This is a genomic window from Patescibacteria group bacterium, from assembly GCA_041661625.1.
Classification (GTDB): domain Bacteria; phylum Patescibacteriota; class Patescibacteriia; order JAHIZJ01; family JAHIZJ01; genus JBAZUB01.
Genome location: JBAZUB010000001.1, coordinates 280,145 through 303,010, shown reverse-complemented (window position 1 = coordinate 303,010; position 22,866 = coordinate 280,145). Strand labels below are relative to the sequence as shown.

22 protein-coding genes, 1 tRNA gene and 1 pseudogene are annotated in these 22,866 nt (G+C 47.9%); 22 read left to right on the top strand and 2 right to left on the bottom strand.

Annotated features, from left to right (window positions below; all coding sequences use genetic code 11):
* Window positions 1–98: 98 nt before the first annotated feature.
* The 10 genes from WC734_01595 to WC734_01550 all read left to right on the top strand — a co-directional run bounded on the left by WC734_01595 (window position 99) and on the right by WC734_01550 (window position 9,559).
* Window positions 99–458 (top strand): hypothetical protein, encoded by a 360-nt coding sequence (locus WC734_01595; protein MFA6197833.1) that lies wholly within the window; start codon window positions 99–101, stop codon window positions 456–458.
* Window positions 459–620: 162 nt separating this feature from the next.
* The gene (locus WC734_01590) at window positions 621–1,028 is read left to right on the top strand and encodes a hypothetical protein (GenBank protein ID MFA6197832.1); all 408 of its coding nucleotides are present in this window, start codon (window positions 621–623) and stop codon (window positions 1,026–1,028) included.
* Between the two features lie 204 nt (window positions 1,029–1,232).
* Window positions 1,233–1,523: a hypothetical protein gene (locus tag WC734_01585; GenBank protein ID MFA6197831.1), complete on the top strand. Its 291-nt coding sequence runs from the start codon at window positions 1,233–1,235 to the stop codon at window positions 1,521–1,523.
* A 95-nt stretch (window positions 1,524–1,618) separates the two neighbouring features.
* On the top strand, window positions 1,619–3,085 hold the full coding sequence (locus WC734_01580) for an ATP-binding cassette domain-containing protein (protein MFA6197830.1): 1,467 nt from the start codon (window positions 1,619–1,621) through the stop codon (window positions 3,083–3,085).
* A 10-nt stretch (window positions 3,086–3,095) separates the two neighbouring features.
* Window positions 3,096–4,334: an aminoacetone oxidase family FAD-binding enzyme gene (locus WC734_01575; protein ID MFA6197829.1), complete on the top strand. Its 1,239-nt coding sequence runs from the start codon at window positions 3,096–3,098 to the stop codon at window positions 4,332–4,334.
* Between the two features lie 94 nt (window positions 4,335–4,428).
* Window positions 4,429–5,739, top strand: coding sequence for an Nramp family divalent metal transporter (locus tag WC734_01570; GenBank protein MFA6197828.1), 1,311 nt, complete (start codon window positions 4,429–4,431; stop codon window positions 5,737–5,739).
* A gap of 28 nt (window positions 5,740–5,767) precedes the next feature.
* On the top strand, window positions 5,768–6,232 hold the full coding sequence (locus WC734_01565; protein ID MFA6197827.1) for an isoprenylcysteine carboxylmethyltransferase family protein: 465 nt from the start codon (window positions 5,768–5,770) through the stop codon (window positions 6,230–6,232).
* A 158-nt stretch (window positions 6,233–6,390) separates the two neighbouring features.
* Entirely contained in the window at window positions 6,391–7,242 is an 852-nt protein-coding gene (locus WC734_01560; protein MFA6197826.1) for a DEAD/DEAH box helicase, read from the top strand.
* Between the two features lie 53 nt (window positions 7,243–7,295).
* Entirely contained in the window at window positions 7,296–7,649 is a 354-nt protein-coding gene (locus tag WC734_01555) for a hypothetical protein (GenBank protein MFA6197825.1), read from the top strand.
* Between the two features lie 245 nt (window positions 7,650–7,894).
* The gene (locus WC734_01550; GenBank protein MFA6197824.1) at window positions 7,895–9,559 is read left to right on the top strand and encodes an FG-GAP-like repeat-containing protein; all 1,665 of its coding nucleotides are present in this window, start codon (window positions 7,895–7,897) and stop codon (window positions 9,557–9,559) included.
* A gap of 78 nt (window positions 9,560–9,637) precedes the next feature.
* On the opposite strand, the gene WC734_01545 is transcribed toward WC734_01550, so the two are convergent.
* Together WC734_01545 and WC734_01540 are read right to left on the bottom strand one after the other, a co-directional pair.
* Entirely contained in the window at window positions 9,638–9,922 is a 285-nt protein-coding gene (locus WC734_01545) for an HU family DNA-binding protein (GenBank protein MFA6197823.1), read from the bottom strand.
* A 400-nt stretch (window positions 9,923–10,322) separates the two neighbouring features.
* Window positions 10,323–10,475: a hypothetical protein gene (locus WC734_01540; protein MFA6197822.1), complete on the bottom strand. Its 153-nt coding sequence runs from the start codon at window positions 10,473–10,475 to the stop codon at window positions 10,323–10,325.
* Window positions 10,476–10,839: 364 nt separating this feature from the next.
* Between WC734_01540 and WC734_01535 the strand changes: the two genes are divergently transcribed.
* The 12 genes and pseudogenes from WC734_01535 (at window position 10,840) to WC734_01480 (ending at window position 22,669) form a co-directional block, all read left to right on the top strand.
* Window positions 10,840–11,403, top strand: a complete 564-nt coding sequence (locus WC734_01535) for a hypothetical protein (GenBank protein ID MFA6197821.1) — start codon at window positions 10,840–10,842, stop codon at window positions 11,401–11,403.
* A gap of 540 nt (window positions 11,404–11,943) precedes the next feature.
* Window positions 11,944–12,522 carry a response regulator gene (locus WC734_01530; protein MFA6197820.1) on the top strand — a complete coding sequence of 193 codons (579 nt, stop codon included), beginning with the start codon at window positions 11,944–11,946 and terminating at the stop codon, window positions 12,520–12,522.
* Between the two features lie 293 nt (window positions 12,523–12,815).
* Window positions 12,816–12,892, top strand: a tRNA-Pro gene (locus WC734_01525).
* A 319-nt stretch (window positions 12,893–13,211) separates the two neighbouring features.
* Window positions 13,212–14,531: a hypothetical protein gene (locus WC734_01520; GenBank protein ID MFA6197819.1), complete on the top strand. Its 1,320-nt coding sequence runs from the start codon at window positions 13,212–13,214 to the stop codon at window positions 14,529–14,531.
* Between the two features lie 121 nt (window positions 14,532–14,652).
* Window positions 14,653–15,057 (top strand): annotated as a pseudogene (locus tag WC734_01515) (pesticidal protein Cry7Aa).
* Window positions 15,031–15,744 carry a hypothetical protein gene (locus WC734_01510; protein ID MFA6197818.1) on the top strand — a complete coding sequence of 238 codons (714 nt, stop codon included), beginning with the start codon at window positions 15,031–15,033 and terminating at the stop codon, window positions 15,742–15,744. The pseudogene WC734_01515 and the gene WC734_01510 overlap by 27 nt, the downstream one beginning before the upstream one ends.
* 167 nt (window positions 15,745–15,911) lie before the next feature.
* The gene (locus tag WC734_01505) at window positions 15,912–18,035 is read left to right on the top strand and encodes a glycosyltransferase (protein ID MFA6197817.1); all 2,124 of its coding nucleotides are present in this window, start codon (window positions 15,912–15,914) and stop codon (window positions 18,033–18,035) included.
* 31 nt (window positions 18,036–18,066) lie between these two features.
* On the top strand, window positions 18,067–18,726 hold the full coding sequence (gene rdgB, locus WC734_01500; protein MFA6197816.1) for an RdgB/HAM1 family non-canonical purine NTP pyrophosphatase: 660 nt from the start codon (window positions 18,067–18,069) through the stop codon (window positions 18,724–18,726).
* A 39-nt stretch (window positions 18,727–18,765) separates the two neighbouring features.
* Window positions 18,766–19,722 (top strand): ATP-binding cassette domain-containing protein, encoded by a 957-nt coding sequence (locus WC734_01495; protein MFA6197815.1) that lies wholly within the window; start codon window positions 18,766–18,768, stop codon window positions 19,720–19,722.
* The gene (locus tag WC734_01490; protein ID MFA6197814.1) at window positions 19,719–20,945 is read left to right on the top strand and encodes an ABC transporter permease; all 1,227 of its coding nucleotides are present in this window, start codon (window positions 19,719–19,721) and stop codon (window positions 20,943–20,945) included. The genes WC734_01495 and WC734_01490 overlap by 4 nt, the downstream gene beginning before the upstream one ends.
* Window positions 20,946–21,027: 82 nt before the next feature.
* Entirely contained in the window at window positions 21,028–21,258 is a 231-nt protein-coding gene (locus WC734_01485; GenBank protein MFA6197813.1) for a DUF1653 domain-containing protein, read from the top strand.
* A 7-nt stretch (window positions 21,259–21,265) separates the two neighbouring features.
* The gene (locus tag WC734_01480) at window positions 21,266–22,669 is read left to right on the top strand and encodes a L,D-transpeptidase family protein (protein MFA6197812.1); all 1,404 of its coding nucleotides are present in this window, start codon (window positions 21,266–21,268) and stop codon (window positions 22,667–22,669) included.
* The last annotated feature ends 197 nt before the right edge of the window (window positions 22,670–22,866 follow it).

Here is a 22,866-nt window from a genome sequence, read left to right as displayed (position 1 = left end):
TGATAACATATAGTTAGACGATATAATAATTTGCTATTTAATTAGAATCACTTAGTAAACTAACCAACAAGTGTATGATAATGCGAAATGAATCAGAAATGCCTTTCCCTGAATCGAAGGGGCAAAAAGAAGCAATAGAATCACCAGAAGAATTTATTGAAAGAGTTTATAGCGATCTCGTAGAACAATTAACTATCAACGGAAGAAATTTAACGAAATATGATGATATCGACAGAATTGTTGAAATATTTTGTCAATTTATTGATAGAGAACAAGTCGCTGGAAAAATAACAGAAAAAACCGAAGAGACGAACCAGGGGGAGGGTACAAAAACCTGTATTTATTTTGACAATGTTCTTATAATGGAAATTGATATTTGGGACAACGAGGTAGATTCGGTGCAAATATCTGATGATCTTCACGAACTTGTTAGGAGGCTTGCAACCAACAAGGAATAATAAAATTATTCCACATTAACGTTGTTAATAAAGATAACTCGTTTAGTATTACATCATCTAACACGGTATATACGACATTAGTTCCTCACTGCGGGGATACGATATGGCCGACAGTTTAGTCCCTCCGTTCAACACTGACGTCGCATGATGCCTAAATAATAAATGAACAAGCAAGCTCTCTACAAGCTCATTGGACTGGGATTGTTCCAATGGTTATTGTTGATGATTACAATCTTCGTTATCTCGCTTATCTATGGTGTAAATGAACAGGCTGAAATGAGCGCCCCGCCGCTGTTGGGTTACATTATCGCCGCGGTTATTTTGGCTGTTTTAGCTTACGCCTGTGGACGCTGGCTTAAGCCGGCCCGTCGCAGCCAGGCGATTCAAGCTGGCTTGTTCTGGTCAATTTTGACGACTGCATTCTGGTTGATTACTGTGTTTGGAAATGGCACTCAAGAAACCATCTTTAGCAATTGGGGCGTCTATTTGCTGTTTATCGCTCAGCTAGTTGGGACGCTGTTTGTCCGCGCCAAGAAGACTAACGACGTCATCTCAAAGCCGGTCGCTTAGGAAGCGAAAAGACATGAACTCAAAACCTCTGGTAATGATCGGTATGATAATCGGCTCCGCCGTTGGTGCATATATCCCGTCCCTATGGGGCGCGGGTATTTTTACCGTAGAATCCATCCTGGGTGGTTTAATCTTTGGAATACTTGGAATCTGGGGAGCGTACAAGATTGCGCAGCGTTTGTAATGAATATTAGTTGCATATAAATGTTTCATCGCCACGCACCCATGCCGACGCCAGCCAAGCATATTGGATATCTGATTGCAGCCATGATTCTAGGCGTCCTGTTAGGTGTGCTAATTCACGCTGGGATTGAGTTAATCTATTTATACTGGGCTGCAACGCACGATAAAAATATTGTCTGGCACGGTGGCTGCAGTTTGTCGTGGATTATCCAAATTATACTACCAATCTTAGGTGTAATCGGTGGTTACACGCTGGGACGCTGGTGGTGGCGCGTGATCTATATCGAGCAACGCTGGCTTAAGCGTAAGTAGGATAGATCGTTAAATTGGTACGGTGAATTTTCGATTAGCGCCCTTGCCAAAGGCGTATTTTTGTGATACACTGGCTGGACTATTAATGACTACCCATGGCCGATAATAACGTCGTCCTGCGATTTTCCGACGTCACATTTGAATACGAGCACGGTAAAAAATTACTTGACGAAGTAACTTTTTCGATTCGGTCCGGGAGCCGGATCACCCTGATGGGGCAGAATGGCGCTGGCAAGAGCAGCATACTGAAAATGATCACGGGCGAACTAACACCCGCCGATGGTTCGGTGGTGCGTGTACCCCCAGACGCTACGGTGGCCATCGCCCGGCAGGTTATGCCTACAGAGTTACGCGATCTAACGATTAGGGAATATTTTGCCACCGCGTTTGATAGGGTGGAATATTCGCTGGACAAAAGGATCCAGGATGTTTTTGAAATTGTAAATCTTTCGTTACCTTTAGATCGGGTTGTCAATAAACTATCCGGTGGTCAACAGGCTCGGTTACTTTTAGCGCATGCCCTGATTCAAAAACCAGATCTGTTGTTGCTGGACGAACCAACTAATAACTTGGATCAACACGGTATTGACCACCTGACCGGATTTCTGGTGATGTACGATAAAACCGTGCTGGTTATCTCGCATGATGCGGATTTCTTGAACGCATTTTCCGACGGTGTGTTGTATCTCGATGTCCATACCAAAAAAGTCGAACAATATTCGGGCGATTATAATGACGTGATCGAAGAAATCAAAGCTCGAATGGAGCGAGAAAATTTAGTAAACGCACGCATGCAGCGGCAAATAGTTCAGAAGCGCGCCCAGGCCGAAGTCTTCGCCCACAAGGGCGGTAAACTGCGCGGCGTAGCCAAGCGGATGCGTGGTGTGGCCGAAGTGGCCGAAGAAAACTTAGTGGAAGTGCGGCGGGAAGATAAAACAATCCGTTCGTTTAATATTTTAGCACAAGAATTCGATATCCACTTTCCCGGCAAGGTAGCCGAGATTCGCTCTGTAACGATCGTGAAAGACCATCGAGCCACCGATCAGGCTATGGAATTGGTGGTTCGAAAAAATATGCACGTTTTGCTAGCCGGCCCAAACGGTATTGGCAAAAGCACCTTGCTCAATTCGATCGTGCAAAACCAATCGCCGCATGTCACGATACCAACGGAGGTGATCGTCGGTTATTACCAGCAGGATTTTGGTAATTTGAATCCCAAAAAAATTGCTTACGACACCTTGAAAGAAGTCATGGTCAAATACGACGAACACATTCTGCGCTCCACAGCGGCCGGGTTTCTGATTGACGGCGCGCTGTTGACCCGACCGATACAATCATTATCCGAAGGCCAAAAAGGGCTATTATCTTTTTGCCGATTAGTTTTGATGCGACCCGGTCTATTGATACTTGATGAACCAACCAATCATATTAATTTTCGTCATTTGTCGGTATTAGCCGCAGCGCTCGATGCTTATGAAGGCGGGATGATTATGGTGTCGCATATTCCAGAGTTTGTGTCTAAAATTAGAATTGACACTACCGTCGATTTAGCCAGTTTGTAAAGCAAGCCATATGAACAGCCACTACGACGTAATCGTGATTGGAGGTGGTGCCTCCGGTATGATGGCCGCGGGGCGCGCCGCCGAACGCGGACGGCGGGTGTTGTTATTGGAAAAAAATGATCATCTTGGGGACAAACTAGCCATTACCGGTGGCGGTCGGTGCAATATTTGCCATGCTGAAACCAACCTGAGGCTATTACTGAAGAATTACGGTGCGGCTGAAAAGTTTCTTTATTCAACGTTTTCACAATTCGGTGTCGACGACACGTTCACCTTTTTTGAATCACATGGTTTGCCGCTGCAGATTGAGGCCGACCAAAGAGCCTTCCCGGTAACAAATCGTGCCAGCGACGTAGTGCGGTTACTTGAAAAGTATCTGACGCAGGGTAATGTGACAATTCGTACCAACGCCGAAGTGCGCGGTTTTATTGAATCAAATGGGAAAATAGTCGGAGTACAATTAGAAAATCAAACGCTGACCGCCGAATCGTACATTCTGGCCACCGGCGGCAAGTCGCACCCCGAAACTGGTTCCACCGGTGATGGCTTTGGATGGCTAAAAAAGTTGGGTAACGATATTGTCGAACCAACGCCAACGGTGGTGCCTTTGGCCGTGCGGGAAAGTTGGATAAAATCACTGGCCGGTGTAGCGCTGGACGATGTTAAGGTAACATTCTTTGTGGATCAGAAAAAACAATTGTCAGTAAAGGGTCGAATACTTTGCACTCACTTCGGAGTTTCGGGGCCAATAATTCTTAATACCTCGGGGCAAGTAGCCGAACTTTTAAAAGAGGGAGCGGTCACTGCGTCCATCGACTTGTTCTCAGGTCTTGATCTAGGCGCGTTGGACAAGTATATAACGCAAATATTCAACGATAATAAAAATCGGGATCTGAAAAATGTCATGGCGCTAATCGTTCCACCGGGAACATCAGCGGTGATATTATCGTTATTACCCGAGTTGGATCTGGATAAAAAAGTCCACAGCATAACCAAGTCAGAGCGCAAAACGCTGGTCGATCAATTAAAGGCGCTGCCGATTACGATTACAGGTTTGATGGGCTATGAGTTAGCCGTGGTTAGCGATGGCGGTTTGGCGATCAGCCAAGTTGATGGAAAAAACATGCGTTCGCGCCGGTACTCAAATTTATTTGTCACCGGCGACCTGCTTCACATCAACCGGCCATCGGGCGGTTTCTCGCTTCAACTCTGCTGGACGACCGGCTGGGTGGCGGGAGAGCATGCCTAATGAGTTGGCTGGTGCGTTCCATTGCCTATAATCTTCCCGGCACGTATACTGTAGATATCCCAACTCAATTGAAACCCGGACAAATTGTTAGAATATGCCTGGCACAAAGATAAAAAAACCTTCGGTGACGCACCATATCAATCCTACGGCCAAAATCGGCAAAGTTTGGCATACGCTCGGCCCGGGTCTGACAACTGGCGCGGCCGATGATGATCCTTCGGGTATTGCCACATATTCGCAATCAGGAGCCAAGTATGGTTTCTCGCTGCTTTGGTTAGCGCCGCTGACTTTCCCGCTGATGTCAGTGGTGCAGGAAATGTGCGCTCGGATCGGTTTGGTGACAGGTCGAGGTCTAGCGGCGAACATCAAACACCACTATCGCCCCTGGGTGCTATTTCTCTGCGCGGGATTATTGTTGATTGCCAATACATTTAATATCGGAGCGGATCTAGGTGCGATGGCTAAAGCGACTCAACTGTTGCTGCCATCGGCCAATTTTGTACTCTTGATAATCAGTTACGCCCTGATTAGCATTTTGCTGCAGGTTTTAGTGTCTTACCGACGGTATTCAAAGTATTTGAAATGGCTGGCGCTGGTTCTGCTGGCCTACGTTTTGACGGCATTTACCATCAAGATGGATTGGCTCGATGTGATTCGTCACACCCTTATCCCAACTCTGACACTGACCAAAGACCAAATTCTGTTGATCACCGGTATCCTGGGAACCACTATCTCGCCCTATCTGTTCTTTTGGCAAACATCGCAGGAGGTTGAAGAAGAAATTATGGTGGGTCGGTCGAGCGTTCAATCACGTACTGGAGCAACCAACAAGGAAATAAAGGACATGCGTTTTGACGTGTGGACGGGAATGTTGTTTTCCAATCTTGTAATGCTGTTTATCATCGCGGTTTGTGCCGCCACGCTCAATGCCAGCGGTATCAGCAACATAGCTACGGCGGCTGACGCGGCCGCAGCCTTAAGACCGTTAGCGGGCAATGGAGCGTCGTGGTTGTTTGCTCTGGGCATCATCGGCACGGGTTTATTGGCTGTGCCGGTACTGGCCGGTTCGGCGGCTTATGCCATTACTGAAAGTTTTGGCTGGCACGAAGGACTATACCGTAAATTCAAAAAAGCTCACGCCTTCTATGGCGTGATTGCCTGCGCTGTGGTGGTGGGCGGTTTGATAAACTTCATTCATCTCGATCCGATTAAAGCCTTGATATATTCGGCAGTGTTAAACGCGCTGGTCGCGCCCGTGGTGTTGATCTTGATAATTCGATTGAGCAGCAACCGCCAGATCATGGGCGTCAGAACAAATTCGCGTCCTGTGAAAATAGTGGGCTGGGCGGCATTCGTATTAATGTTATTGGCTGGTCTGGCGACGATCGTGTCGTCAATAAATTAATAAACTGCTTCAATAATTATTACCAACAATGAAAACCAACTTATTTAGTCCTTGGGTCTTATGGCTGGCACTGTTAGTGGCGGCAGCAATCTGTACAGTTTGGCTGCCAACCGATAATGTATTTCCACCGAACACGTATATTGCCATATTGCTAATTCCAGCCATTACCAACTGGATATATTTGATGATTCGTGCTTCCCGGGCACATCCGGAAGCCGGGCTAAATCCCGAGAAGGTCACTCAGCTGGTTCAAACCGGCATATATGGCCGTATCCGGCACCCGATGTATTTGGCTGACATCGTGTTGGTCTGGTCGGTCTGGTTATTTTGGCCGCAGTTGAGAATCTTAGTGTTTGCGGCCTGGCTTACTATAGTGGTTGGAATATGGATCGCCGTTGAAGAGCGTACCATGCGGCGCCGATTTGGCCAGGAACACGTCGAATATTCCACGCGCGTGCCCATGATCATTCCGCGGTTTGGCCGCAAACCATAGCCAATGTGATAAACAGAACAATACCCGAATTCAATTTACGTCTGCCAACGATTGACAGTCGGATGCATATCGGGTAGCATGGAGATTGTCCGTAATATGTTTTTAACTGCGCCGACGCAATGGAAATTCGCGGACAGTCGGCGGCGTTCGATTATACAATGACTACACCAATCAATCCTGAACAACCCAGTTTTTCAACACTCGGCATTAGTCCCAAGCTGTTACAAACCATAGCCAAAAGGCGTTTCCAAAAACCAACCTTGATTCAAATGCGAGCCATTCCGGTCGGCTTGGCGGATCGAGACCTGGTGGCTTTGTCAGGCGCCGGCACCGGAAGAACCCTGGCTTTTGGCATTCCGATGATCCAGAACATTGCCCGCCGTAAAGGTGTCGGCTGGGTAGTGGTGCCGTTCGCCGGACTGGCCGCGCATGTGGATGCAATTCTGCAAAAAGTTGGTCGTGAAGCCGGATTGCGCACATTGGTGTTAGTCGACGGTCTGTCCGATGATCAGATAAAACGTCGGTTAGCGCGCAAACCACACATAATAATCGGACAGCCGGCCAGCCTCCTTCGTTGTCTCGAATCTAAATTGACGAGCGTAGATAAGTTGAAAGTATTTGTCTGCGATGAGGCGGAGCGTTTATTCGAATCAAGATACGCCGGTCTAATGGAACGTTTGTTGTCTATGCTGCCAGGCGATCGGCAGCTGATGGCCTTTTTTTCCGTGTCATCGCCATCGGGAGAAGAAGCGCTGGCAAAATATACCCGCAATCCCGAAATCATAAAAACTGATCCAATTGAGAATCCGGCTCGGCGACGCTGGCCCAGAGGTCGAATACCCGACCGGAGATCAACCGACAGCCCGATCCGGCCAGCACCGAAGGCTTCAACGCTTGACTTAGAGTTTGCGGAATTTCGTCCGGCCAAACACTACGGTTCGTTGGGATCGAGCGCGTTGACCAATACGCACAAACAAACGCCCGCAACACCCAGCAAAGACCGCCGCTAGAATATTGATTAATAATCCCAGACGCTACCCGTCTGGTTAATGTTTATTGTCCCATGTCAAGTCTCCAGGAAGTATTTGACCGTATTCAACAAGCCAAGAAAGAGCAGCGCATTATCAGAAATACCTATCGGGATGCTTTATCGGCTAGTGGCAGTTATAAGGAAACGACGGAAAAACTGCGCGGTTATAAATTAAAAAAGAAACAGATCGAAGACCGAGTCAAAGAAGATCTGGGACAGGAGTATCGACGTCTGGAGGATTTGGCGTTTGATATAAAATCTGATCAGGAGTTATTAAGCGATTTGTCAATCAATCAATTGACCAAGGGCGAAGAAGTGTCAGTGACCGACGAGGAATCAAATCGCTATGAACCGCTATTTACCGTGAGATTTAAAAAGAAGAGATAGTTAGGCTAATATTAGCCATTATAAATAATCAAATTATAAAAAAAGCCATCCACCAGAATTGGCGCTCTCTTATCTCTGGGTGCTATTTTGTTAATTATGCTATTTGGTTGTATAATGTATCTGCTGATACCTATTTAATAATTCTAAATCGGTAAAAAGTGAATAAAAAAGCCACTATAACAATAGTCGCGCAGCGCACCAGAACTGAAATAATATCACAGCGGCTGGTGGTTTATTATTGTATTATGGCTACTTTTGGAGTGGCTATCGCTATTTTAACGGCTATTATGGCCGGCGTGCAATATGCCATGCCACAGGCGAAGTTGCCCTCGGTATTATCCAGTGATGCATCCAATTCGGTGACGTTAAGTTGGACAGCTCCCGGTGATGATGGCGCGGTGGGACAAGCGGCGCAGTATGATATCCGATATGCTGCGGAGCCAATGACCTCTGAGAACTGGTCGGCTGCAACTTCTGTATCGAACCCGCCGTCACCTCAAACAGCCGGAAATAGCGAATCAACGCAAATCACCGGCCTGGCTCCAAAAACGACCTATTATTTTGGCCTGAAAACAGTTGATGAGTCCGGCAACTGGTCGGCGTTGTCCAATATTGCCAGTAAAACAACCGCCTGTGTCGAAGCGTGGAGTTGGGGCGAGTGGTCGGCTTGCGTGAACGGCCAGCAAACGCGCACGGTTTCCGATCTGAACGATTGCGGTACGACGATTAATAAGCCAGCCGATACCCAAACCTGCGTATCGGAACCGGTGGTGTGCCAGGAGAACTGGACCTGCGCGGATTGGTACGCCTGTGCCGATGGCCACCAGCAACGTACCTGCACCGACCAAAACAATTGCGGAACGGTTGTTAATAAACCCGGCGAAAGCCGTACTTGCGAGGAGCCGGGAGATGGCCAGGGCGGCACTGAAACCCCATTGTATCAGGATACCTATATTGTTACAGCGCCGAATGCCGGAGCCGAACCGGAAATACGGGTAATCGATCAAAATGGTAAAGTGATATCGAAATTTTTAGCTTATGAAAAATCATTCCGAGGCGGGGTTAATGTCGCAGTTGGCAATCTGGGCGCCGACAACATTGATGAAATTATCGTTGGTCCGGGTCCTGGCCGTGAACCGATCGTGAAGATATTCACCTATGGCGGCCGACTAATAAATCAATTTTACGCTTACCCTAAAACCTTTACCGGCGGTGTTAATGTGGCGGTGGGAGATATTGATGGAAAACCAGGTGGCGAGATCGTTACCGGGCCAGCCTTTCGAGGCGATCCGACCATTCGTATTTTTGGCTATCGTAATTCCCGGTTTGAATCGGTGATTGGCGACTTTCTGGCCTATGACTCAAAATTCCGCGGCGGTATCAGCGTCGCCGTGACTGATTTTGAAAATGATGGACGCGCTGAGGTGGTGGTGGTGCCCGACGAACGCAGTGGCGGTCCCCAGGTACGAGTATTTCGCTACGAAAAAGGCAAAATGCAGTCGCGTACGCTGGGATTCATGGCTTATAGCTCCAATTTTCGTGGCGGTGTGAGTTTTGCCACCGGTGACTACAATGGCGACGGTCGGGGCGATCTAATGACCACTCCGGCATCTAACGGCGGTCCGCATGTCAGATTCTTTGGGCTGCGGCGCGACGGTACGCTAGGTCTGCAAAACCCCGGTTACTTCGTCTTCAACGATAAATTCCGCGGCGGCGTCAGCGTAGCGGCAGGCGACTTCGATTATAATAACAAAGATGAAATTGTGGTAGCTGTGCGTTCGGGTGACGTAGCCTTAGTTAGAATATTTCAAGCCGATGGCAAAAAGATAATAAAAGAATTCAAAGCTTATCCTGACACCATGCGGTCCGGCATAAAACTTGCCACGGGGCATTTCACTGAGCCGAAATAACCAATCGTACTTGCACTATTAGGACAAAACAAAAACCCCGGCCATTAGACCGGGGGCTTTTGTTAATACGATGTTGTATTAGAGAATGGCGTCCTTGGCTTGCTTGGAAACGCGGAACTTCAGAACGGTCTTGGCTGGAATTTGAATCGTGGCGCCGGTCGCTGGGTTGCGGCCTTGGCGGGCGGCTCGGTTCTTCTTAACCAACTTGCCCAATCCGGGGAAGGTAAACTCGCCCTTCTTGGCTTCCGCATAGGCGGTCTCAACTATCAGATCCAGTAAGTCTGAAACTTCCTTTTTTGGGCGACCAGACTTCTCAGCTAGATAGGAATAAAGCTGCGACTTGGTCATTGTTTTTCCTGTCATACGTCTCCTTTTTGAATTATTAATAACTCCTTAATGAGCTTTTACTAGGTAATTATAGCTGATATTTATGGAATAGCCAAGAAATGTCAATAAATTAAGTCCATTTTACAGCCTAATCAATCTGGAATATAAACCAGCATCAAGTAATAGCACTAATATTAGCACAAATAATATAAAACATATTATAGTGCCGACTAAAGTACTTTGAACAAAAAACAAATAATGTTTAGATAGTTACGGCAAAAAATTTATCTTCACCAAACAAGCTATACACAGGTGAGCACTGTTGTCTATTTAAGGGCGGGTTAGGCTGGCATCACTATCGAAAGCCGATAAAAGAAAAAGCCCCAGGAGGTGCGAGAGTGGGGGCCTTTATGGTTGGGTCTCTATTGCCAGCACGCTAGGTGTTGGGCATAGAAGACGGCAGGTGAGCCAGGGCGGAGTTTATCAGATTAAAGACTTTCTCAACCAGTTCAACTATTGAGTGGCTCACAGTAGGAAAGAACAGTTTCAAGATCACGAGCGTCACTACTAGCAGGAAGATGTTTCTCATGGCTTTGTCACTTAGTGAGTCAAGCCTGAAAGGTGAGGATTGGCTTACGGGACTAGCGTAGGCCGGGTGTAGTGACACCGGATCCTATGATTCCCTCCAGCGGAATTGGCCCGTTTCATATGTTAAGACAGGCCGTCACCGCTAGAGGGGATGCTTTTTCAAAGAACCAGCTTGGCAGTATAGCTTGGCCGGTCTTGTGTGTCAAGGATGGAGAGATATTACAGATGTAACCGAACCAGATTCATTAATTATTATCATACTATGTAGCATTGACCGGTGGTAAATCGCGTGATAGGTTTGGGGCAACATCGACCAAGAAATACTGGGTCATATTCCCAGGGCTGTCCACAACAAGGAGGGGAATGTGGATACGCTGACACGGGTTGACATCACGCAGGCTGCCAGACCGGCCACAATTGCTTTCGCTTGCCTGAAAAGACACAACCGGGTGATTGGGCCCGGGTGGCTGGCGAGAACGATTTTGCGCCGTCGGCCATTAGTGCTAAACAACGGTTTCGTGGTAGTCATTACCGGGAAACCGGGGGCGATCGATCAGACACAGAGCGCCACGATCGGTGATTTCGCTGATGCCAAAATGATTCCCATCTGGCAAAATGAAGCGATAGCGATGCTTCGGGGGGTTCAAGATCACGGCAAGTCAGGCTATCGCAGCAGCTGGGAATGTCGATCTCCCGAGCATGGCGTCTGGAGCGGCGGTATCGTTACCCGACATGGCCTATACATAGCCTGTCGCGGAATCGGACACGAGCACTACGACGAAGTCATGGCACTGGTGGTAACTGCGTTGATGGGATGGGAAGATCTTCCTTATCTGCGGGACATTGCCCACACGAGCGGAAACGCTCACTTCGAACAGATCCATCTGGCAGCCGCCAAGTTTACCGCTGCCCCCGCCTCCACCCGTTAAAAGGTCGAGGCTTTTCTATTATATTGCCTAATATAAGCGACATTATCGTGATATTGATTCACTAGCCATTGACAACTATTGCGATCGGTGCTAAGATGGTTCGTATCGCTTGAAAAGGCGATATATGAGGCAACGATCAGTGATCCGTCATTTGGACGCTTGACCGGCCGATGTTCCCCAATAGCGGGACGGGGCTGGCGCGAATCACTGGGAGCCAGTAGCGTAACCGGCAATACAGGCAGGATACGCACAAATACTGGGGAGTGTCTCATCGATGGACGCTCTTTTTGCGATATAGAAAGTTAGGTGAGGCGAAGATCAACAGTCCATAATATGGACGCTTAGCTTCCGATTGGTTCTTTCGTTTGAGAAGATGCAACGTCTTTTCAGATGAAGGAATCAGCTGGAGGCGTGGACTGTTGGGAGCCAGTAGCGTAACCGGCACAAGGTTTGCAATACTGCTCGGGATCTAGGATTGATCTCGTCTACGCCTTTACAGCGACAAGGCTTGTTTCTGTTACCGTAAGGAGGTAATTGATCATGGCAAAGATTCTGGTCTTTGATGTGAATCCTGCTCGGCTCATGGGTCTATGCGCGGCACTAGCGCCGCATCAGGTGGTCAGCGCGGGCAACATTCTACAAGCCGTGCAGGAAGCCGTACTCAGTCACCCCGACCTGATCATCAGCGACTGGGACGACTCCGATGGGGTCAAACTGGTTCAGGAGTTGTGGCGCGTGCCCAATTTCACGCCGCCGCCGGTGTGCTTCACGGATACCACCCATGGTCCGCGCTACACCAAGAAACTCCGGCTGGCGGCTCTGAGGCGGGGTGCCTATGGATTCATTCCACGTCCACTCAGCCATGCAGGATTGGCGTGTCTGGTCAATGCGCTGCTTGGCAAGATCCGTCTGCACGGATATCCCTGCGGGCCGGTTGGACCAACGGAACGTCAGGAGTTGGTCGAGGGTGATCCAATTCTGATGACCGTACGGATTCTGTCCGAGCCAGCGCGGTTGCCAGAGCACACCGCTAGGGTTCGTCGACTGGTGGCGTATCCGTCGAAGCTGCGTCTGGTGACCTTCGAAGAGGGTGAGTGGCCCAAGCAGTCTTCCAACTAAACCACTCGAATCGAATCGCTGACTTTGGTCCGGCCGTCTCTACGGGGAACCGCGCTGGTCCACTGGTTAAGCCGCCCGGGAGCTGATCAGGGTGTAGACCTTGGTTAGCTGCCCGGGCTTTTTTATTAATAACTGATTGGAAGTTATTGCGCATGATTCAGCGGGGCTTCCATAATTTATTACAATCTGTTACCATACGTTCGTTATCTTGGGTGCGTTATCTCTGGCGGGGACCGTGAGTCAGATTGGTTTAGTTACGTACTATATTAATAGAAAAATAACGTATTGCTGGTCGGGGTGTGGCGCAGTTGGCTAGCGCGCAGCGTTCGGGTCGCTGAGGTCGTGGGTTCAAGTCCCACCACCCCGACCAGCAGTATGTTTTAAAATACGCTAGTTGTCGAAGCGTTCGGGTCGCTGAGATCGTGGGTTTCTTCAAAAGAAACAGGCCCAGTACCATTCGCGACGCATGGCTAGTCTCACCACCCCGATAGAGCTAAGGTGTATTTTGGTTTTTATAATGGCTTTCATTGGTTTGTAGTTGATCCAATAAAATCGGCTGGCTATTATTGTGCCAGCGAAAAAACTATTGACTTCGCGGATAGATATAAGGTAAAGTATTGGCGGTTTTCAGGTTAGTGTGTTAGTTGTGCCGGAGCACCCGTCAAAACTGACGGAGAAAGAAGGAGCCGATGAAACTGGGGTGGTTGTTACTTTGTATCGTGATGCTGCTTATGCCTGTTGGCGTTTTTGCACAACAGCACGCGGTATCCGATCTACCCGTTCAAGAGTCGTCTCATCAGCACAAGGTTGTCGTCATCGGTGACGCTTTTGAACGGTACATCAGTACAACTAACGTGGGGGATGTCACAGAGCGGGAGTCTAGGTACTTTCTGCAGGCACCTAACCGCGATATTCTGATCGCTTTCGAAGCCCAGAACAATGTAGTCAAGGTGCCGGTAGAAGCAGGCCTGGAACTTCAGTTGACTGGTGTATCGCTGGGTGTTAGCCCGCCTTTGAAAGAGTGGTGGGGAAAACCACTCGCTCTCAAGCTGGCTGGCGAGCGATCTGCGTACCAGCGTAAGCGCGGCGAACCGGTGAACGACTTCTGGGCGTTTGGGGTGTATCCAAAGTACGTACCCAGCGACACGCGCACTTTCAACCTCGATCTCGAACACGATTCCGAACGGACCTGGCAGTTTGATGGGTATGCCGGTTTTGGCAATACGAACCGACTGTATCTCGGTGCCGGAAGATCGGAATATGTTAAGCAAGGTTCCAAACGCCTAATGTCGGCGCGAAGGGTTGGCAGCGCGGCCAGGGTAGCGTTTGGCACGAACAATCTGGCGTTTGGGGGAGTCACGTACACGTTCGACACCGAACGGCCAACCTGGAGCCTGGGGTTAGCTCATTGCGTTAACCATGGTGGGCCGAGTGGTTCGGGGGCAAACCCCGCCTTTATCGCTATTGGCCGGATCAAGCCCGAAGCCAAGTTCGGTCTCGGAATTGTCACTCTGTGGGGTCAGGCTTTGGGCAAGGGTATGGTCGGCGGTCTGATGGAGTCGTTCGTGCCTGGCTCGTTCGTGCAGACCCAAGTGGTCAACAACAAAACCTTCGACACTCCGGGACAGAGCAATGCCTATGACGCCCAGGACTTCGGCCGGATCGCGGCGACGGTTACTATCGTGGACGTCAAGGCTGGTGCCACCACTCGAATGAGGCAGGCCGAGTATACATTGTATGGCACGCTGCCACACTCTGGAGTGATCACCAATCCTTACGCGGGCCTCTCATACGATGAATCTACGGATTTGCTTTTCAGTCCGCGGTTGCGTCGGATGACTGATCCGGGTCACGTCTGGACTACGGTAAAGGCTGGAGCGAAGCTGCAAATCGTATCTCGGCCAGATCCGCGGCGTTTGGCTCGCAGTGGCTACTTACGCATCGAGCTCAATACTCGGATTCATGGCCATATCCAGGGTGCGGGGATTGAGGCCACGTATTGGATCTAAATCGAATGGCGGACAAATACCCGAAACGGTAACGTGACGGGTTTTATATTTTTATATATGTTTTGCCAACTGACACCTTTTTTGTTATAATTAGCCGGCAATTTAATCGCGTCACAGCCAATATTTTCCGAATATAATGGAAATACGTAACGCCGGTATCATCCTTGAGCGAACCAAGCATGAGTTCGAGAGTCAGGCGGTGTTGAACCCGGCATGCATCGAAGTTGATGGCGTGACGCATATGTACTACCGGGCGGTTAAGCCGGGTAATTATTCGTCAATTGGATACTGCCGTCTTAAAGCCGGACGGGTAATCGAGCGCTGGGACCACCCAATTTTAGCACCGGAGTATGACTATGAACGACATGGAATAGAGGACCCCCGGATTGTAAAAATCGATAATATCTATTATTTGACCTATACGGTCTTCGATGGGTTAAACGCACAGTTCGCGTATGCTACCAGCCCCGATCTAATACATTTCGAAAAGCACGGTATTATATCGCCAAACATTACGTACGATGAAGCGATTAGTACTTTTCTGAAACTGGGTTTTAAAGAAGAGTATCTTTTTGGACGTTTATTTGTAAATCCGGGAGCTCGCAGGCCGCTACTATTATGGGGGAAAGACGCCGTATTATTTCCGGAAAAAATGAACGGTAAATTTGCCCTGCTATATCGGATTTATCCCGATATTCAGTTGGCGTATTTTGATAGCTTCGACCAATTAAAAGAATCATACTGGCGTGAGCAGATCAGTTTTTTAAACAAACATGTGGTACTTGAGCCAGTAAATTGGTTTGAAAATATGTATATTGGTGCCGGCTGTCCACCAATACGAACTGAGGTTGGTTGGCTGCTAATATATCATGGCGTAGAGCGATCGGGTAAGGGGTTCGTTTATCGGGCTGCCGCAGCATTGCTGGACATCAACCAGCCCACCAAAGTGATCGGCCGACTGAACGAACCGTTATTCGAACCGACTGAACCATGGGAAATAAATGGTGATGTAAATAATGTTGTTTTTCCTACGGGAGCAATAGTGCGAGGTGACCGCGTAACGGTGTATTATGGTGCCGCCGACCGTTTAATCGCAGCCAAGACGATTAATTATAAAATGTTACTAAGTATACTAATAAATTCCCAGGCCCCGCATAATGATAAACCTATCGAGTCGAACAAAGTTTTATTGAAAACTAGCCCGCATCCGTAAAAATATATCATCGTTATCGCAATATCACACATATGCCAAACGGCCAGCATAAATATAAGACGTACAATTCGCGGCATACAGTAACGGAATCGTGGATTGTATACGTGTCAACATACCCACCACATAATTGTGGCATTGCTACTTTTACTTCGGATGTAATCGCTGCCATGGATGAATTGTTGTCGCCTTCGGTGAAATCAAAAGTAGTCGCAGTCAATCCCAGCGCAGTTACGCATTTTCGTTATCAGAATATTGTGATTGGTGAAATTAGACGTGATTTTGTTAAAGATTATCAGGCAGCTGCTGAAAAATTGAATAAAGATCCACGTGTTAAACTGGTCAGCGTACAACATGAGTTTGGAATATACGGGGGTGAGTGGGGAGAGCAAATACTGGAACTGGTACGGCATGTCAAGAAACCGGTCGTGATAACATTTCATTCGGTGCTTCCCAAACCGATATTAAAAGTAAGGCGCATAGTAAGGATTTTAGGACAGGAATGTGATAGCATTATTGTTATGACACACAGGGCCAAACAGATATTGACCGAAACATACCGGATAGCGCCTGAACGAATTGCAGTGATTCCACACGGTGTCCACCCTCAGCCTTATCGCACATGCGAAAAGGTGAAAACTGAACTAGGTTTACGAAACAAGACGGTATTGCTGACGTTTGGATTATTGAGTGAAAACAAGGGCTTAGAATATGTCATTAGAGCCCTGCCCCAGGTGATCCGGCGGTACCCGAATGTCCGCTACCTTATAGTTGGTGCAACTCATCCTGCCGTATTGAAGAGGGAAGGTGAACGATACCGCAACGCTCTGGTTCGATTGGTGTATAAATTAAATCTGACGCACCATGTAAAGTTTTATAACACATTTTTTAGCCGTCCGGAGTTGTTAAAGTTCATCGAAGCATGTGACATCTATGTATCCACGTCGTTGGATCCGGATCAGGCTGTTTCGGGCACTCTGAGTTATGCTCTTGGTATGGGTCGGCCGATTGTGACAACACCATTTTCTCAAGCCAGAGAAATTGTCAGCCAGCAACTTGGGATGTTGGTTGAATTTCGTCAGCCAAGGAGTTATGCCCAGGCAATTATATCTCTAATTGGTGATAAAATACGGCGCGACGATATGAGTAGAATGGCCTACTTTCGTACGCGCAGCATGATATTTCCTAATGTTGCTGTTTCGCTTTCGCGTTTATTCGCACGATTTATTCCGAATATATTAGATGAATTTAAACATGTCCCGCCGATTCGGTTATCGCATTTTCATCGGCTGACCGACCGTATTGGGATGTTTCAATTCGCAAAAATGTCAGAACCAGATCCCGAATTTGGCTATACGCTTGACGATAACGCGCGAGCATTGCTGGCTGTGGCGCGGTATTATGAACAGAATAACCGTCCTTCAAGTCAGAAGTTACTGAAGACATACTTATCATTTGTGAAAAGAATGGCTCGACCGGACGGAAATTTCATCAATTATATCAAGACTGATCTACAGCCAGATCAGCAGAGGAATACCACAGAAAGCATGCAAGATGCCAACGCTCGAGCATGTTATGCGCTGTCATATGTAGCGTCATCCAAGGCCCTATCAGCAAGTATTCGTCAGTCAGCTAAACGGATGCTCGGCCCCAATCTGAAGCGTGACCCAAAGTTTACATATTTGCGATCAATGGCTTTCTATATTATCGGTCTGGCCTGGTTGATAAGAAGTAATGGTGCTAAGCAATTACGGACAAGATTAGACGAGTACGGTCAACAGCTTTTGCGTAGGTACCGGCATGAGCGCCGCCCAGACTGGGATTGGTTTGAGGGGAAGTTGACATATTCAAACGCGATTCTACCGGAAGCGCTGCTTTGGTGTTACCGAGTAACCAATGATAAAAAATATTTAACGACTGGCTTACGCACGTTAAAATTTCTAATTAGCAAAACGTTTCGTGAAAACATGTATCTATCAATCGGTCAGAGTGGCTGGCATAGGCGCGGTGGCCGCAGGCATTATTTTGATCAGCAACCCGAAGATGTATCAGCGATGGTACAAGTTTTGCGATTGGCCTATGATATTACCGGCGAGGATCGATACCGGCGACTAATGTTTACCGCGTTTTATTGGTTTTTGGGAGACAATCTGCTGGGCCAAGTGGTGTACGATCGCACCACTGGCGGAAGCTATGATGGAGTCGGTCAGAAAAGTGTTAATTTAAATCAAGGCGCCGAATCGACCGTCTCATATTTACTGGCTAGGTTAGCTCTGGCCAACGGTCATCGGTAGCGTCTTTATCAGCCAATTATTGATAAAATATATGAAAATTATTATCGCCACCCGCAATGAGGGCAAGATGGTGGAGGTAAAACAAATATTATCTGATCTGCCGGTAAAATTAGTGGCCTTAAAAGACATTGACATAAAAATAGATATAAACGAAGATGGGCAGACCATTGAGGAAAATGCGTTGACCAAAGCTCGGCAAGTGTGCGATGCCACGAACGAATGGGTTATCTCTGAAGATTCGGGTTTATATATCCAATCACTCGATGGACAGCCAGGCGTTCTGACGGCACGTTGGGCGGGTGATGGCGCAAATGAGGAACAGATAATTGAACATGCCATAAAACAAACACGGGCGCTTAATCAAGACAGGCGTCAGGCTTATTTTGAAAGCGCTGTGGCGCTGATTTCGCCGGACGGGCAGGAATGGGTTTTTACTGGTCGCACCGAAGGATGCTTGACTCATACGGCACGAGGTCAGGCTGGTGTGGGCATGCCATATGATTGTTTGTTTATTCCCGATGGTCAAAATCAGACCTTTGCTGAAATGGATGTGTCATTGCGCAATAGTCTTGAACACCGCACCCAAGCTCTGGCAAAGTTAAAGCGTTTCATTATCCAAGCCGAGCTTATTGAGGCCACTTTGGAGCCAACAGAGATCCAGGTTATACACGGCCAGCAACAGGCTATTTAGTAATATGAAACGACTGCTTATTGGCAGACGGCAGATACCATGGACACGCTACTATTAGTCAAGCACCTAACAAAAAAGTTCCACGATTTCACCGCCGTTGAAGATGTTAATTTTGAAGCGCGCGGTGGCGAGATTTTTGGTTTGCTGGGTCCCAACGGAGCGGGCAAGACAACCACGCTTCGTACCATTGCCACCGCTTTGCAACCAACCAGCGGCACCGCAATTGTGGCGGGTTATGACATTAATGAACAGCCGGAAGAGGTAAAGAAACATATTGGTGTTCTAACGACTGACATCGGCGTTTATGATCGATTGTCGGGCCGGGAAAATTTGAGCTATTTTGGTGAACTGTATGGGATGTCGGCAGTTGATATACAAAGACGGATTAAAGAGCTTTCTGATCTGTTGGAAATGAATGATTTTATTGAGCGACGAGCCGGAAAGTATTCCACTGGCATGAAACAAAAACTGGCCATTGCCCGGGCGGTTATCCACAATCCAGATATTCTGATATTTGACGAGCCGACCTCCGGGCTTGATGTGCTGGCGTCGCAGACAGTGCTTAATTTTATGAAACGCTCCAAAGACCAGGGTAAATGCGTCATTTTGTCCACCCACCAGATGATTGACGCTGAACGGCTGTGTGATCGCGTAGCCATTATCCATCAGGGTCGAATGATCGCCGATGATACTGTATCCAACATAGAAAATATTACGCGAACCGAGAATCTTGAGGATGCATTCCTCAAATTGATTAAGGACGTGCCTGCTGAAAAAACATCTGCACCAATAACCAATAATAATTCGTTGAAGTCGCGTTTAATGCTAACGCCAAAGTGGATTTGGTCAGCGGCAATAATTGCGTTAGCTGGAGCACATCTGTTTTTCCAAATTTTGCCGCAACTTGAAACACAGAGAAGCTTCGGGTATCTATTTATTGTTGTGGCGGTATTCATATTGATGTTTAATAAATACTATGTAAGGAGGCGCCGGTGAAAGAAATATTAGCCATCTGGAAAAAAGAGCTGCGTGATAATATCCGCGATCGTCGGACGCTGCTATCATCGATCGTTATGCCGATGTTGCTAATGCCGTTGATAATCATAGGCATGGGTAAGTTGGTGCAGTATCAAGTCAAGCAAGCTAACGAACAGCCGGTAAAAATCGGTATTGTAAACGAGTCAGCCGCGCCAGATTTTGTTAATCAATTGAAAGCTATCAATAAAACCGATGTGATATCATTAAATAGCGATCCGAGTCTGGCCGCTAAAGAACGCCAGGTAGACCTGGCGGTGGCGCTACCCACCACGATGAATGGCGCGTTGGATCAATTACAACCAGTGGTAATAGAAACGTATCAAAACTCGCTCAACTCCAAATCTTCCACCGCCTTCGCGCGTGTGAATGCGGTCGCTACCTTGTACAATCAAAGTTTGTTACACGCCCGACTGGCACAAAACGGCATAAATGCCAATATTCAAAACGGCATTCAACTGAAACTGAACGAATCGGCCACGCCGCAAGAGCTGGGTGGATTCGGATTAGGTTTTCTCTTGCCGCTGTTCATAGTCATGTGGTCAGTAATCGGCGGTCAGTATATGGCGGTGGATGTGTCGGCGGGGGAGAAGGAGCGCAAAACGTTGGAAGCACTGATACTCACGCCAGTGCGGCGAATGAATGTCGTTTTTGGCAAGTTTTTCGCGGTCGCCACGGCAGCGTTAATGTCAGTAATTATCGCCCTGACCAGCCTTTATCTGGTATTTGTGTTTGGCGGCGCCGATTTGTTTACGGGTGTTAGTACCACCTCGGCCGCACCCGGATCGGCAGCCAGCAGTTTTAACTTCAACTTACAGCCCCAAGCCATATTATTGATGTTAGGCGTGAGCGTACTATTGGTGCTGTTATTCTCCGCAATGAATTTATCGGTTGCCATATTCGCCAAAAGCTACAAGGAGGCTCAAAGTTACATCGGCCCCTCATATTTGGTAGTCATCCTGCCGGTCGTATTAGTCAATACACTGCCTGGGTTTATCCCAACGGCTGGTTTTTTCGCCATCCCAGTGGTTAATGCCGTGCTGCTGTTCAAAGAGGTGCTGATTGGACAATTCGTATTATCACACATACTGTTGACACTGGCCTCACTGATAATTGTGGCGCTGGCTGCCGTATATATTTCCAGCCGGATCTATCGGAAAGAGTCGGTGCTATTTCGGGACTAAGGAAGAAGTAATATATAAGGAAGAAGGAATGATGCTCCCTTCGAGAGCGATTTATATAGCCTCATATAAAAGACCATAATCCATGGAGACACAGATATCCGGCCGTTATCGACATTACAAGGGCCACGAGTGCGAGGTAATCGGTATCGCGCACCATAGCGAAACTTTGGAGGAGCTAGTTGTTTACCGCGATCTTCGTGATTCAGAAGAATTCGGACCGAACGCCCTCTGGGTGCGACCCAAAAAGATGTTTTTCGAGAACGTAGTAATTAATGGTAAAGAAGTGTCACGGTTTAAAAAATTACCTAAGTGAAAACTATATGAAAAAGTATTTCTGGTTGGTGGCATTGCTACTCCTGCTGCCTGTAACAGCCAAGGCTGCCAGTGACCGCGTTACCGAGGTGCGAGTGTTTGATGCCGCGAAGCTGACACCCAAACAATCCTGGATCGCATTTCATCCCGATTATAAAGGTGGTGCTTCAGTGGCGGTGGGAGACGTCAACGGTGATGGCGTACAAGAAATAATTGTTGGTGTGGGCATCGAAGCCGAGCCGTCCGTTAGGATTTATAACGGCCAAGGAAAGTTGTTGACTCAATTCTCGGCCTACCCCAAGAGCCTCAAGAGCGGTGTAAAAGTCGCTAGCTGCGATTTTGACAAAGATGGGAAGGCTGAAATAGTCACCGGCACCGGCGTGGGCGCGGCACCCCAGGTGCGCGTATTTAATGCTGATGGCACCGTGAAATACACGCCCGGATTTTTCGCTTACGACAAGACTGGCCGTGGCGGCGTTAACATTTCCTGCGGCGATGTTAATGGCGACAGTTGGCCGGAGATTGTTACCGGTTCCGGCCAGGGATTGTCTCCGGTGGTGAAAGTTTTTGACCGCGGTGGAAAATCATTGAACCTGGATATTGTACCATTTGCCGATCGTGATCGGGGTGGTGTTGACGTAGCGGTGGGCAACATTGATGGCGGAGTCGAGTCGGAAATCGTCACATCAATATATCGTTTCGGACGGTCATTGGTAAAAACTTACAAGGCCGATACTAAAAGGACGATCATCGGATCATTCGAGGGATGGCCGGAAACCGTTCAGAGCGGCTATCAGGTGACTACGGGTGATATGGACAGTGATGGCAAAGATGAGATCTTGGTGGCTGTGGCGGCCGGTTCGGCGCCGCACGTGCGCACTTTCGAAGTCAACGGTTGGACGCTGCCCCAGAACTTCTTTCCGTTTGAAAAAGATTTTCGAGGTGGTGTTTATTTGGCGGTAGGGGATGTGGATGGAGATCAGCGCATGGAAATCGTGGCCACATCTGGAGCTAATACTACGTTAGGACGCAAGTATTATCAAAAATATATTGAAGTAAGCTTGTCCGAGCAGCGTCTTTACGCATACGAAAGCGGTGCCGTAAAAAAAACCTTTCTGGTATCAACCGGTATTAAGAAGTATCCGACACCGACAGGCACTTTCGCCGTTCGATCAAAAATACCCAACAAAGACTATGAATGGTCATATGGCCCAAACCATCCCGACAACTATGACCTGAAAGACGTGAAGAACAACCTAAATTTTACTGGAAACTACTTTTTGCACGAGGCCTACTGGCATAAGAATTTTGGTCATGTGATGAGCCATGGTTGCGTCAACATTAACCGGGCTAACTCTAAATGGCTTTATGACTGGGCTGAAGTGGGTACGCCAGTGATTGTGAAGCAATAGGGACACTATTTAAACAATATAGTTATTGGTCAATGTAAAATACAAAGGTGCTGACATCGTCAACACTTTTTGATTTATGCGTTTTGTGATATGCTTGTTGTAACCCATACCTGGGGTGGGGGTGGGGATAAGTTCAGAACAATTGAGAATTTAGAAGTTAGAATGATGGATGTCCCGATACGGGACTTCAACAAATC